General features: G+C 44.8%; 10 protein-coding genes. 7 read left to right on the forward strand and 3 right to left on the reverse strand.

The genetic code is table 11. The annotated features are described in order from the left end of the window. Positions 1-51: 51 nt before the first annotated feature. Genes cmoM through mukB form a run of 4 tightly spaced genes read left to right on the forward strand, consistent with a single transcriptional unit; the run spans position 52 to position 7,353 of the window. Complete coding sequence (gene cmoM, locus VEZ01S_RS03940) at positions 52-846, forward strand: tRNA uridine 5-oxyacetic acid(34) methyltransferase CmoM (protein ID WP_021712712.1); 795 nt, start codon at positions 52-54, stop codon at positions 844-846. Then, a complete protein-coding gene (gene mukF, locus VEZ01S_RS03945) occupies positions 847-2,199 on the forward strand; it encodes a chromosome partition protein MukF (RefSeq protein WP_021712713.1) in 1,353 nt (450 codons plus the stop codon). After that, positions 2,180-2,902: a chromosome partition protein MukE gene (mukE, locus tag VEZ01S_RS03950; RefSeq protein ID WP_040890088.1), complete on the forward strand. Its 723-nt coding sequence runs from the start codon at positions 2,180-2,182 to the stop codon at positions 2,900-2,902. Before mukF ends, mukE begins: the two co-directional genes overlap by 20 nt. Next, entirely contained in the window at positions 2,899-7,353 is a 4,455-nt protein-coding gene (gene mukB / locus VEZ01S_RS03955; protein ID WP_021712715.1) for a chromosome partition protein MukB, read from the forward strand. The genes mukE and mukB overlap by 4 nt, the downstream gene beginning before the upstream one ends. A 95-nt stretch (positions 7,354-7,448) precedes the next feature. Here mukB and VEZ01S_RS03960 read toward each other — a convergent pair whose 3' ends face one another. Continuing rightward, entirely contained in the window at positions 7,449-8,282 is an 834-nt protein-coding gene (locus VEZ01S_RS03960) for an NAD(P)H-binding protein (protein WP_021712716.1), read from the reverse strand. Position 8,283: 1 nt separating this feature from the next. Further along, entirely contained in the window at positions 8,284-8,517 is a 234-nt protein-coding gene (locus tag VEZ01S_RS03965) for a TIGR02647 family protein (RefSeq protein ID WP_021712717.1), read from the reverse strand. A 497-nt stretch (positions 8,518-9,014) separates the two neighbouring features. Between VEZ01S_RS03965 and torE the strand changes: the two genes are divergently transcribed. The 3 genes from torE to torA are packed head-to-tail and all read left to right on the forward strand — an operon-like array spanning position 9,015 to position 12,899. Then, positions 9,015-9,191 carry a trimethylamine N-oxide reductase system protein TorE gene (gene torE, locus VEZ01S_RS03970; protein WP_021712718.1) on the forward strand — a complete coding sequence of 59 codons (177 nt, stop codon included), beginning with the start codon at positions 9,015-9,017 and terminating at the stop codon, positions 9,189-9,191. A 41-nt stretch (positions 9,192-9,232) separates the two neighbouring features. After that, entirely contained in the window at positions 9,233-10,417 is a 1,185-nt protein-coding gene (gene torC, locus VEZ01S_RS03975; RefSeq protein WP_021712719.1) for a pentaheme c-type cytochrome TorC, read from the forward strand. A 19-nt stretch (positions 10,418-10,436) separates the two neighbouring features. Then, positions 10,437-12,899 (forward strand): trimethylamine-N-oxide reductase TorA, encoded by a 2,463-nt coding sequence (torA, locus tag VEZ01S_RS03980; protein WP_021712720.1) that lies wholly within the window; start codon positions 10,437-10,439, stop codon positions 12,897-12,899. A gap of 202 nt (positions 12,900-13,101) precedes the next feature. Here torA and VEZ01S_RS03985 read toward each other — a convergent pair whose 3' ends face one another. Beyond that, complete coding sequence (locus VEZ01S_RS03985; protein WP_021712721.1) at positions 13,102-14,451, reverse strand: phospholipase D family protein; 1,350 nt, start codon at positions 14,449-14,451, stop codon at positions 13,102-13,104. Between the last annotated feature and the right edge of the window lie 89 nt (positions 14,452-14,540).

Consider the following 14,540-nt stretch of genomic DNA (forward strand, 5'->3'; position numbering starts at 1 on the left):
CTTGTGACACAATACGAAACTCACTCAAATAACATCATACATTAATTAAAAGTGACACAAGATCGTAATTTCGACGACATTGCCCACAAATTTGCCGAAAATATTTATGGCTCAGATAAAGGCAATATCCGTCAGACTATCGTCTGGGAAGATTTGCAGCAAATCATAACCCAAATAGCAGGCCATGCAAAACCTCTCACCATTCTTGATGCGGGAGGGGGCTTAGCACAAATGTCACAAAAGTTGGCCGAGCTTGGTCACAATATTATATTGTGTGATGTCTCTAGCGAAATGCTTTCTTTAGCTAAGCAAGAGATTGCACAACAAGATTTGCTAGAGCAGTATCAGTTTATTCATGCGCCTATTCAAGAATTAGATCAGCATCTTAAACAGCCAGTGGATCTGGTTTTGTTTCATGCGGTCATGGAGTGGTTAGCTGATCCTAAAGACGTATTAGAAAAGTTGATGCAACATGTGCGCCCCGGCGGCATGGCGTCAATCATGTTTTATAACCACCATGGATTGGTGATGAAAAACGTAATATGTGGCAACATCCCACATGTATTGCAGGGAATGCCTCATCGTAAACGATTTAAGTTGCAGCCGCAGAAAGGGTTATTACCCGAAGACGTTTACCACTGGTTAGAAGAATGCGACTTACGCATTTGTGGAAAATCAGGGATTCGCTCTTTTCATGACTATATTGGATTTACCCAATATGTGGGCGATTATAGTCAAGAAGAACTGATGCAGCTTGAACGACAATTATGTAGAACCGAACCTTATCTTTCGCTAGGAAGATACATACACGTATGGGTTCAAAAAGAAATGACAGTAGGGAACTGAATGAGTCAACTCTCCCAAGAAGGGCAACATGACGATCAAGTCACAGTCGATGAACTGGTCGGGTGGGTTAAACAGCACGATTTCTCCCTTAACCTCAATAGTGAACATCTGAGTTTTTTAGTCGCGATAGCGCTACTCAGTCGTGAACGTTTTGATGAAGAGTTAGGAGAAGGCGAATTGCATGATGCATTTGCTATTGTCCAACGAGAATTTAATGGCGATGCGAGCGTCAGCAACATCGCATTTAAAGCCAACAATGCCATCAACAGTTTAGTTGCGCAGAGATTACTGAGCCGATTTACCAGTGAAGGACAAGACGGAAGCAGCATCTATCGCCTTTCGCCCCTTGCGGTAGGCATCTCTGAGTACTACTTGCGCCATCGCCAATTTTCGAAATTGAAATTGTCCATCCAACTGACTTTAGCCGGTAAAGAGCTGGCAAATGTAGTGGCAACCGCTGAGCAGACGCCAACCGATGAAGGTTGGCGCAGAGACATATATGGCACATTGAAGTTTTCAGTTGCGGAAATTTTTGACCAAATTGATTTAAACCAAAGGGTCATGGACGAAGAGCAGCATCAGGTAAAAGCTGAGATTGCTGAGCTACTAAACCAAGATTGGCGAGAAGCGATCATTCACTGTGAAGACTTGCTTTCTGCAACCTCAAATACCTTAACTGAGCTGCAATCTTCCTTGCAAGCAGCAGGCGACGAGTTGCAATCTCAACTATTGACCTTACAACAATTGGTGTACGGCAAAGAAGAGTTAGATTACATCGATGCGGTGTTATTTAGCCTGCAAGTCAAGCTCGATCGCATCATCAGTTGGGGACAACAATCGATAGATTTATGGATAGGCTATGACCGTCACGTGCATAAATTTATCCGTACTGCGATTGATATGGATAAGAACCGAGCGTTCAGTCAAAGACTGCGTCAATCTATTCAAGATTTTGGTTCCAACTCTTGGCTACTGACCTTTGCCGATGCGGAGCGTTTACGAGATCTAAGAGATGAATCTCTGGTTCTGAAAAACGATGAAGCCTTGGGGCAATTACCGCCAGAAGTTGAATATCAAGAAATGCAACAGGTCAGCAATGAGTTGGCCGAACAAGTAAAAGCCATGTTGAAACGTCATAAAGATCAAGGGGCAAAAATCGACCTTGGTGAAGTGCTGCGTAACTATCTCGCCACTCACACACAGGCAAGTCACTTTGATTTAGCTCGATTAGTGGTAGACCAAGCGGTGCGCTTGGGTTACTCAGAGCAAGACTACGCAGCAATACAGCCGGACTGGCAATCAATTAACGAATATGGCGCAAAGGTACAAGCGAATGTCATCAATAAATTCTGATACATATATGCCAGAGAATCTGGTTCGAGCGATAGCAAATCCGCTGTTTCCAGCGTTAGATAGCTTACTTCGCTCTGGTCGTCATATTACTCAAGACGACATGGATAACCATGCACTGCTGTGCGACTTTGAAACAGACTTGATGCTGTTCTACCAAAGATACAATACCGAATTGGTGCGCGCGCCAGAAGGCTTCTTCTACTTGCGCCCACGTTCAACCACCTTAATTAGCCGCAGCGTCCTGTCTGAGTTAGATATGCTGGTGGGCAAAGTATTGTGTTTCCTTTATCTAAGCCCAGAGCGTCTGGCTCAAGAAGGCATATTCAGCAACCAAGAAATGTTTGATGAACTGCTTTCTATTGCCGACCATCGCACTTTGATGAAATTTGTCACTAACAAAGCGACCGGTACCGATTTAGATAAAGAAAAACTGTACGACAAAGTGCGCACTTCTCTGCGCAGATTGAAACGTCTGGGCATGCTATTGCCAGTAGGTGAAGGCGAAAAATTCCGCATTAGCGAAGCGGTATTTCGCTTTGGCGCCGACGTGCGAGTTGGTGATGATGTTCAGCAAGCGCAAATACGCTTAATTAGAGACGGTGAAGCGGTCCCTTCAGAAGAAGTACAACAAGGCAGTTTGCTTGATGAGCCAAGCTCTAACGATCAAAGTAATGATGAGTCAAATAATGAGGAACAAGCATGATTGAACGCGGTAAATATCAATCACTGACCATGGTCAACTGGAACGGTTTTTTTGCACGTACCTTTGATATCGATGCTCTTGTTACTACATTATCTGGCGGTAATGGTGCGGGTAAATCCACCACTATGGCGGCATTTATTACCACATTGATTCCCGATCAAAGCCTACTGCACTTTAGAAACACCACCGAAGCGGGAAGCTCGCAAGCTTCTCGTGATAAAGGTTTGTACGGTAAGTTGCAACCGGGCGTGTGTTACGCGGCGCTAGAAGTGGTCAACTCACGTAATCAACGTCTGGTATTTGCGGTTAAACTGCAACAAATCGCCGGTCGTGATAAGAAAGTGGATATTAAACCTTTCTTAATTCAAGGTTTGCCAAGCTCGATTAAAACGGCAAATCTGTTCATTGAAACCATCAATGATACGCAAGCGAAAGTGTGTCAACTCAATGAAGTCAAAGAGCGAGTGGCGGAAATCGAAGGGGCGCAATTTAAAGCCTTTAATTCTATTACCGATTACCACGCGCAAATGTTTGATTTTGGCGTAGTGCCGAAAAAACTGCGTAACTCTAGCGACCGCTCTAAGTTTTATCGCTTAATTGAAGCCTCTTTATACGGCGGCATCTCAAGCACCATTACTCGTTCATTGCGCGATTACTTATTGCCACAAAATGGCGGGGTGAAAAAAGCCTTTCAGGATATGGAAGCGGCGCTACGTGAAAACCGCACCACCTTGGAAGCGATTAAAAATACCCAAGCGGATCGTGACCTGTTTAAGCACCTGTTAACTGAGTCAACCAATTACGTTGCCGCCGATTACATGCGTCACGCTAATCAGCGCCGCTCGAAATTAGAAAGCACGCTGGCTATGCGCGCAGAGCTATTTGGTAATCGTCAGCAGATCATTGATAACAATGCACTGCTTAACTCAACGCAGCAGCAATTAGAAGCGGTTGTCGAAGAGTACTCAGCGCTAGAGCAAGACCATCAATCCGCAGTCGATTATGTTCAGCTAGTGCAAAATGCACTGCAGCAACAACAAAAAATTGCTCGTTACGAAGATGATTTGGTTGAGCTAAGCGAGCGCCTTGAAGAGCAAATCATGGTGGTCGAAGAGGCGCAAGAGCTACTGATTGCCGCCGAAGAGCAAAGCACCTTAACCGAAGAAGAGGTAGACAGCCTTAAATCTCAGCTCGCGGATTATCAGCAAGCGCTGGATGTTCAGCAAACTCGCGCATTGCAATATCAGCAAGCCATTAAAGCCTTTGCTGAAGCACGTGAACTGTGCGGTTTAGACATTGATTCAGTGGACGAGATCCCAGCCATTGTCAGCGAATTGGCTGAGCAGCAACAAAGTCAAACTCAGCAAATCTTATCGCTAAAACACAAATTAGACATCAATTCAGCGGGCGTTGAGCAGTTCAACCATGCCTTTGAATTGGTGAAAAAACTCGATGACACTTGCTCTCGTCAGCAAGCAGCAAGTTTTGCCAAAAGCGCACTGGCTAAAGCGGTATCGGCCAACAACGATGTGTCTCAATTGCCACATTGGCAGTCACAAAAACAAGCATTAAGCAGTGCACTGGCAAAACAAAAAGCGGTGCGTGCGTTGGTCACTGAATACCAACAGCAATTTGCTTCGCAGTTAGCTGATGAAGCAGACTTAGAAATTGAGCACGAGCGTCAAGCTCTGGCTATCGAAACGGCTGAGCAAAACATTGAGTCAGGGCGCGATAACTTAATTGAGATGCGTCGTAATGAGCAGCAAATCAATTCTGAGATTGCCCGTTTTGAATCCATTGCGCCAAGCTGGATTAAAGCCAATGACGCCTTGACGAAAATTGCCGAGCAAACCGATGCTGAGCTCACCGATGCTCAATCGGTAATGGCGTCTATGCAGCAAGTGTTAGAAACAGAGAAAGCCCTGTTATCGAGCAAAGATGCGATTGCCATTCGTCGCACTCAAGTCGATAAAGAGATCGAAGCGTTAGGCGCACCGGGCGGAGCAAATGATGCTCGTCTGAAAGCGTTAGCGGATAGCTTAGGCGGCGTACTTCTTTCTGAAATATACGATGACATCACTTTAGATGACGCGCCTTACTTTAGCGCCATGTACGGCCCTGCGCGTCACGCGATTGTCGTGTCCGACATGAGCGGCATTAAAGAGCGATTGGTCGAATTTGATGATTGTCCTGATGATGTTTACCTTTTAGAAGGTGACGTTGATGCCTTTGATGATAGCCAATTTGAAGTGGAAGAATTTGAAGGCGCAGTGTGCGTTCAAGTCAGCGACAAACAATTGCGTTTCTCACGCTTCCCGAAAGTGCCATTATTTGGACGCGCCGCGCGTGAATCTCGCCTTGATACCTTGCGTGAAGAGCGTGACCAATTAATCGAAGATTACGCAAAAGCCTCATTTGACGCGCAAAAAGCGCAGCGTTTGTACCAAGCCTTTAATGACTTTGTGGCAAATCACGCACAAGTGGCCTTTGAAGACGATCCAGAAGATAGTATTCGCGAATTACGCAGTCAGCGCAGTGCGTTGACAGAGCAGTTATCAAAACTGCAAGCGGCAGAAAGTGAGCATAAAATCACTTTAGCCAAAGCGAAAAAAGCGCTCTCGGCATTAGATAAAATTTCGCCATCGTTACATCTCCTTGAAGACATCAGCCTTGCTGAGCGTCTAGAAGAGGTCGAGCATAAGTTAGAAGCGCTCACTGAAAGTAAGCGCTACCTTGACAAGAGTGGTAAAACCCTGCAACAGCTTGAGCCTATTGTAGATGCCCTTGATGCTGACCCTGAGCAATTTGATGCGATTCAAGCTGAATACGAAGCTCTTGATAAGGCTTTGCAACAAAACAAAACCAAGAGTTTTGCGCTGTCGAACGTATTAGGACGTAAAGCGCACTTTGCTTACCAAGACTCAGTTCAATTGCTGGATAAAAGTAATGAGCTGAGCGATCAGCTGAAACTTAAACTAGTCGGCGCAGAAGCTGCGAAAGAGCGCGCCAAAGAAGGCTTAAAACAGGCGCAAAAGCAGTTCCAACAATATAACCAATTGTTAGCGACGCTAAAAAGCTCTCATCAAGCGAAGTCTGAAACCGTACAAGAGTTCCGCCAAGAACTCACCGACGCAGGTGTTACCTTAGATGATGGCATTTTAGAGCGTGCGCAATTGCGTAAAGAAAACCTGCATCAGCGCATTGAAACCTCGCGCACGGCGCAATCTCAAATGCAGAAAACCTTAACCGCGACTGAGATGGAGCTTCGCACCGCCACTAAAGCGCTGAAGAAGCAGCAAAAAGAGTACAACGAACTGCGCACCTTTGTAGTGACAGCAAAAGCCGGCTGGTGTTCAGTCTTGAAACTGGCGCGAGAGCACGATGTAGAACGTCGTTTGCACAAACGTGAGTTGGCTTATCTTTCTGAAGGTGAGTTGCGCTCCATGTCGGATAAATCGTTAGGGGCATTGCGCCTTGCAGTAGCCAATGAAGACGATTTACGTGATTCACTGCGCGCTTCTGAAGACACCGCGTATCCTGAGCGTAAGGTGCTGTTCTATATCGCGGTGTATCAATATCTGCGTGAGCGTATTCGCCAAGACATTATTCGCACTGACGATCCTGTGGAAGCCATCGAAGAGATGGAAGTGGAGCTGGCGCGTCTAACCGAAGAGCTTAATCAACGTGAAACTCGTCTGGCAATTAGCTCAGAGTCTGTTTCTAGCATCATTAAGAAGACCATTCAGCGTGAGCAAAACCGCATCCGCATCTTGAACCAAGGGTTGTCGAACATCCACTTTGGTCAGGTGAAAGGGGTTCGCTTGAATGTGCAAATTCGCGAAAGCCATCAAGTGCTGTTAGATAGCCTAGCAAGCCCTGATAAAGCACATCAACAACTGTTTGATAATTCAAGACTGACCTTCTCAGAAGCGATGGCGAAGTTGTTCCAACGCGTTAATCCACACATTGATATGGGTCAGCGTTCGCCGCAAGTGTTGGGTGAAGAGCTACTGGATTACCGAAACTACCTAGAAATGGGCGTGGAAGTTAACCGTGGCTCAGAAGGTTGGTTACAAGCCGAGTCTGGCGCACTGTCAACGGGTGAAGCGATTGGTACGGGTCAATCTATTCTATTGATGGTGGTACAAAGCTGGGAAGAAGAATCACGCCGTTTGCGCAGCAAAGACATTGTTCCTTGTCGTTTATTGTTCTTGGATGAAGCGGCGCGTTTGGATGCTAAATCCATTGCCACCTTGTTTGAACTGTGTGATCGCTTGAACATGCAATTGTTGATTGCCGCTCCAGAAAACATCAGCCCAGAAAAAGGGACGACTTATAAACTGGTGCGTAAAGTGTTTAAAGATCATGAACACGTACATGTGGTGGGTCTGCGCGGTTTTGGTCAAAAATCATTAGATAGCCAGCAAATTGATGAAGCGGAAGTGATTTAGACTTTCTCTTTATTAATCCAAACAAAAAGCACCTGTCATGAATCATGACAGGTGCTTTTTGTTTGCCCAATTTAATCGATAAACGAAGTCGGGGATTAGAGTAAATCTAATGTGTGCTGATAACGGTATTGATAGCCAAGTTTTTGTGACAGGGAGCTGTCGATTCTTTTATCAGGCGTATCGACAATTTCTGGAAGCGTAATATCCAACTGTCGAGAGGCAATAGCCGCTTGATAAAACTGCGCCTTATCACAGGTGTCTGGGGTAGAGGCATTCAGTACTCGGCTCGTGACCTTATCGAGCGCAAATTCAATAACTCCAATGGCATCGTCTTTATGCAGCATGTTAGCCGGCGCATGGCGACTGACTGAGCGTAAACGCGTGACAAAGCGGGAAGGGTGGCGATGTTGGTCAATGAGCCCGCTGCAACGAATAACGGCATAATCCAATCCACTATCAAACACTTGTTGCTCCGCTTTTAACAGCGCTCGGTTCTTTTCTGAAAATTGGTTATCGACAATAGATTGTGCAAAATCAGCATCACTTTCTTGCATTGGCTTGGCAATGGCAGGATAGACTGCTGTTGAGCTGATCATGATGATCTTATTGATTTTCGCTTGTTGGGCACTTTGACAGATTTGCTGCCAGTTTTGTGCGTAACTGCCCCAATTTGGTGTCGCTGTGCGACGAAATCCGGGCGTAAAACAGCCAATAATGGTATCGATATTTAATTGTTGTAGCAGATCGGTGAGCGAATGAGAGGTATCTAACGGTAGCGATAAATGATGAGCGTGTAAGCCGTCTGTTAAGCTTTGGCTGACGGTATCTAATTGAGAATTGGTGACATGAACTTGATGATGAGAAGCGCTAAGTTGCTTGGCTAAAGGACGACCAAGCCAACCTGCGCCTATTATTAGAACGGAAGCCATATTAGTGGCTAAGCGCCCTTAGAATCTTGTCTGCCGATTCAGCGATTTCTACGCCTTGATCGGTCAGGTAACCACCGTCACTGAGTGTACACAAACCTTTCTCAAACAAGCTTTTAATTGCCACTTGAGTTGCTTCACAAGCATCACTGCGAACCTTAATACCTGTAGCCGCACTGTCTAAGTTGAATTGCATTAGCAAGTTCAGTTCATCGACTAATAATTGATTAAATTTCATGCTCTTTCCTTTTTGATTCCTTTCAACACATTAGAACTGGAATGCAAGCGAATCAACCACAAACACCGAAAAACGTTACCTCTATCAGATGCGCGCTTATTTATTAACCGCATAGGGTGCTGGGAAATTTCAAATATGATTAATGTCATGACAAAGTAAAAAAAAGCATTTTTTTGTTGACTCTGCTCTATCCCAGATGAGGTCAGTCTTTACACTTTTTATCCACAATTATTGTGGATAACCGCAGCGAATCCGCTTTTCGTTCTACCTAAACGATAGATAACATTAAGCGCTTATAAATTAACCACTTATTGTTGTTCATATAGAAATAGGGGATTAAATAGAGCAATTCGCACGCTTTATTTTTTAGCTCATATACTGCTAGCACAATGAAAATCCCCGTCTTTAGCCTAGATAGATTATGGATATGGTCTAGATTATTAATATCGATTAACTGTCGAATAGCTGTGTTATTCACAATGAAAAAGGCGTCGCGAATGAGTGATACGAATACGATTCAAGAAGAAGAGAAGCACTCCTTAGAGTGGAAAGCGTTTCTCTTTATAGCCGTTATTCTCTTTCCAGTTTTAAGTGTCATGTTTGTCGGTGGATACGGATTTGTAGTGTGGATGCTTCAAGTTTTTGTTTGGGGGCCTCCGGGAGCCCACGGATAACGAAATAAACGACCCACAACAAATGGAAGAGTGAGAGTAAAATGAAATCACTAATTGTTAAATTATGGACGACCATGAGTCGCCCTGCTAAGCACATCAGTCTTGGCATCCTAACGTTAGGTGGCTTTTTAGCTGGGGTTATTTTTTGGGGTGGATTTAACACCGCGTTAGAAGCGGCCAATACCGAAGAATTTTGTATTAGTTGTCATACCATGCGTGACAATGTGTACGAAGAACTGCAAACCACAGTGCACTGGAAAAACCACGCTGGTGTTCGCGCCACTTGTCCTGATTGTCATGTCCCGCACGAATGGACCGCAAAAATAGCCCGTAAAATTCAAGCATCAAAAGAGGTCTATGCTCAAATTTTTGGCGATTTAGATACGCCGGAAAAATTTGAGGAGCGCCGTTTTGAACTGGCTCGTCATGAATGGAATCGTTTCTCTGCCAATAAATCCTTAGAGTGTAAAAACTGTCACCAATACGATTCCATGGATTTTGCCGCGATGTCACCAACCGCTCGTATTCAAATGAAGCAAGCTGCGGAGCGAGATCAAAGCTGTCTTGATTGTCATAAAGGCATTGCGCACAACTTACCCCAAAATATGGACTCTTCCGGTGGTTTGATTGGCGAGCTTGAGCAGATAGCGCATTCAACTTCCTATACTAAAGACGCCTCATATGTTTCTGTTCGTCACCTTGCCGTTTATGAAGACCAAAACTTATCTGTTGAAGCCGGTCTGCTTAATCCTGCGTCACAAATTAAAGTACTGCAAGTGACAGACCAAGCCTTGCAAGTGGAAATTAGTGGCTGGCGTAAAGACAAAGGCTTTGGGCGAGTGATACAAGAAGACTTTGGTATGAATATCGCCGTTGGATCTTTACTTAAAGAGGCTGCGCAAAATGACGCTATCGTGCAAAGTTTTGAAGAGAAAGAAGATGAGTTAACCGGGCTACCATGGAGTCGAGTAGTGGCAACCGTATGGATGAAACCTGAGTCACTGGTTGAGGGCTTTGACGACATATGGACCCGAGCTGGAGAGTCCTACAAGGTGAATTGTTCAACTTGTCATACTCAACCTGCCCCTGCTCACTTTACGGCAAATGCATGGCCGGGCATGTTCAATGGGATGTCTGCTTTTGTCAATCTAGATACTGACAGTGAAGCTTTGGTATTGAAATATCTACAGAAACATTCATCTGACTTTTCAGATCAACATCACTAATTCTTGACGGAGAGAAATCATGTCATTATCAAGAAGAAACTTTCTGAAAGGGTTAGGGGCATCAGGTGCAGCTGCCTCAGTCATTGGCCCAAGTTTATTGGTCTCTAGCTCAGCCAATGCCGCCGCCGAAACTGAAGGTGTTTGGAAAACATCAGGCTCTCACTGGGGGGCATTTCGAGCAAGGATCTGGGCAGGTAAAGTTCAAGAGATTAAGCCGTTAGAAGTGGATAAATACCCCACCGAGATGTTAAACGGCATTAAGGGCATTATTTATAGCCCATCGCGAGTACGTTACCCAATGGTGCGCCTTGATTGGCTTAAAAAGCATAAATATTCTGCTGATACGCGAGGGAATAACCGTTTTGTTCGTGTGACTTGGGATGAAGCTTTAGATCTGTTTTATCGAGAATTAGAGCGAGTGCAAAAGGACTATGGACCTTGGGCGCTACATGCGGGGCAAACAGGCTGGCGTCAAACCGGACAAATGCACAGTTGTAATAACCACATGCAGCGAGCAATAGGGTTACACGGTTACTCAGTTAAGAAAGTAGGGGATTACTCTACAGGAGCAGGGCAAACCATTTTGCCTTATGTGTTAGGCTCAACAGAGGTGTATGCACAAGGCACCTCGTGGGATCTTATTTTAGAAAACAGTAACAACATTATTATCTGGGCAAGCGATCCGGTGAAAAACCTGCAAGTGGGTTGGACCTGTGAAACCCATGAATCCTTTGAATATCTCGAAAAGCTAAAGCAAAAGGTTGCCAATAAAGAGATCAAGGTGATCTCTGTCGATCCGGTAAAAAACAAAACCCAGCAATACCTTGGCAATGATCATTTGTATGTCAATCCGCAAACCGACGTTGCGTTCATGTTAGGGATCGCGCACACCTTATATAAAGAAAAGCGTTATGACAGTAAATTTATCGACCTTTATTGCTTAGGCTTTAAAGAGTTCACCCAATACTTAAACGGTGAATCAAAAGACAAGGTCGAGAAAACCCCAGAGTGGGCGGCAAAAATTTGTGGTATTCCAGCGGATAAAATCCGTGAATTTGCCAGAATGCTGGTGGATGGTCGCACACAAATCCTATTTGGTTGGTGTATTCAAAGACAAGAGCACGGTGAACAACCTTACTGGATGGGGGCAGTTTTAGCGGCAATGATAGGTCAGATTGGACTACCCGGCGGTGGGGTCTCTTATGGGCATCACTATTCTGGCATTGGTGTTTCTTCAACTGGCTTTGGTGCGCCGGGGTCATATCCACTCAATATAGACACGGGCCAGTCACCAAAATACACCAATACAGACTTTAATGGCTACAGCAGTGTGATTCCGGTGGCAAGGTGGATTGATTGCTTAAAAGAACCGGGGAAAAAGATTCAAGCCAACGGCAAAGAAGTCACCTTACCGGCGTTTAAGATGATGGTTGTCAGTGGTAATAACCCGTGGCATCACCATCAAGATCGCAATAATATGAAGGCCGCATTTAAAAACCTACAAACCTTAGTCACCATCGACTTTGCATGGACAGCCACCTGCCGATTCTCAGATATTGTGCTTCCAGCATGTACTCAATTTGAGCGCAATGACATAGACGGCTATGGCGCATACTCTGGGCGTGGTCTGGTGGCCATGCACAAACTCGTGGACCCATTATTCCAGTCGAAAACCGATTTCGATATTATGACGGAACTTACCGCGCGCTGGGGAAGGGATAAAGATTATACTCGCGGTATGTCTGAGATGGAGTGGGTAAGAAAGCTCTATAACGACTGTAAACAAGCGAATGCGGCGTTCAATTTGCCAGAATTTGAAGAGTTTTGGCAAAAAGGCTTTTTAGACTTTGGGAAAGGGAAACCTTGGACCCGTCATGCCGATTTTAGAGAAGACCCTGAAATTAGCGCCCTTGGAACTCCTTCTGGGTTTATTGAAATCACCAGCCGAACCATTGGCCGTTATGGATATGAACATTGCCAAGAGCACCCAATGTGGTTTGAAAAATCAGAACGCTCTCATGGCGGACCGGGTTCGAAAAAACACCCATTCTGGCTACAGTCTTGTCACCCAGATAAACGCCTCCACTCACAAATGTGTGAATCCGAAGAGTTTAGAGCCACCTATGCCGTTCAAGGCCGAGAGCCGTGTTACATTAACCCAACAGATGCAAAAGCCAAAGGCATCAAAGATGGAGATTTAGTTCGAGTGTTTAACGATCGTGGTCAACTCATTGCCGGGGCAGTGGTCAGTGAACATTACCCGCCAGGCGTAATTCGTATCGAAGAAGGGGCTTGGTACGGGCCGTTAAATGAGAAAGTAGGCGCGATTGATACCTATGGCGATCCCAACACCTTAACTCAAGACATTCCATCCTCTGAGCTGGCTCAAGCCACTTCAGCAAATACGTGTATTGTGGATATTGAGAAGTTCAAAGGTCAAGTGCCACCCGTGACCTCTTTCGGCGGGCCAATTGAGTTGTAGATGTATGTAAGTCAGTTGAAAGCCTTGGGTAATACCAAGGCTTTTTTGTGTTTGTTAGGAAACATAATGTACCTAACTATCATCAAGCCTTAGAGGGAGAGGCTTATCACCATGAAACTCAGTGCCTTACAAGACCCTTGGGAAGAATAATTGAACCAAATATAACAAAGGCTCAAATGTACGGAGCCTTTCAATCATACTTCTACATATTCACCCTAACGGAATACCCTAAGGCTCTCAGAGCTTTATTGGTTCGACCATTCCTTGGTGGAGTATCTTCTGGTTTAGCCCATCCTGCCACTTCTGCTATTGAGTTAATACCATAGTGCTTGAATCTATACTGAGGATCTTTGCCTGCTAGGTATATACGTTCCCACATCTGATCTGCATTACCGCCGTACAACACGAACTTGAGTAGTTCACCAATGGTTTGCCCTTTGTCATTTTGTTGCCCCATGAGCCATTCTGTAAATAAGGGTACTCGTTGCTCCATCGACAGACTCTGCTCATGAGGCTTCCCAAGGGATGCTGTACTCATCTTGCTCAGATGGTCCATGGTTGCATGAGTTGCCCTTAGAATCCCATTTAGCTCGTTCTCTGATAGGTTATCGATATTGGCTTTGCTTAGGCTATTCCTAATCAGAGGAGCTTTTTCATACAGATTAATATCTTCATCTGATGGAGGTGCAGGTAAGTCTTTCCACCAAGCTAACATTGTGAGCAGGGATGCTTGAGGATCTTTGCTGTTGGTCTTGTAGTATTCCTCGTAGGGGTACTTGTTGTCTATCTGCCTTACTTTGTTGTAGTAGTAAGCATGTAGGAACTGATCTACCTGCCAATATGCAGGTGTATCTTCTTCAATCCAGTGTGGTCTAAAGTCGTTAATCTGGGAAGCAATATTACGGATGTGTGATATTGCACTATTCCACTCTATACGGAAGTTTTCTTTGCGTATGTCTTTGGCATTCTGGTCTGGAACAAAGCTTGGACCCTCCCATTCAGGGATAATACGCTTAGGTGGGTTGGTTCTGTCAGCTTTTTCTCTTTCACGCTTTTGCTTCTGAAGTAGCTTCTGTTCATCGATAATTTCTTGAGTTAGGTCGAATGCTACGTCTAAGGCTTCCAAACCATCGAAGAACTCTTCAAGCTGTTCGAGCATACCAGAATCACTTAGGTCACTTTCACTGAAGAATACACCTGCTTCGATGTTGGTATTCCATGCTCTGTCTGTGAGGTTAGCTGAACCAACATAAGCACCATAACCTTTCCACCAAATAACTTTGCTGTGCAGGCAATCAGGAACCAACTTACAGAACACGTTGTTCTTTGTATTTGATAGGAGCTTACTCAGGAAACTAGGTGCAACTGGAACTGTGTGGTCATATCGCATCCAAATATCTAGTCGATGTTTATTGTCGATGCAGTGTTGTAAAAGCTGAGTTTTATCATCACCGTATGCGATAGCCGCTACTACTCCATCAAGCTCAGTGTCTGCTGTTGGAAGCAAAGATCTGAAATACTCACGATTCAAGCTGTTTGCTACTAGCTTCATTTATTTATCCCCTTTCTTTAAAACAATTTTTCCAACATACAGCGTTCAGTAAATAGGGAGCAAACGTAGATCTTTGTTATGTGTTTTAC

This window comes from Vibrio ezurae NBRC 102218, from assembly GCF_000467185.1.
GTDB classification, from domain to species: Bacteria; Pseudomonadota; Gammaproteobacteria; order Enterobacterales; family Vibrionaceae; genus Vibrio; species Vibrio ezurae.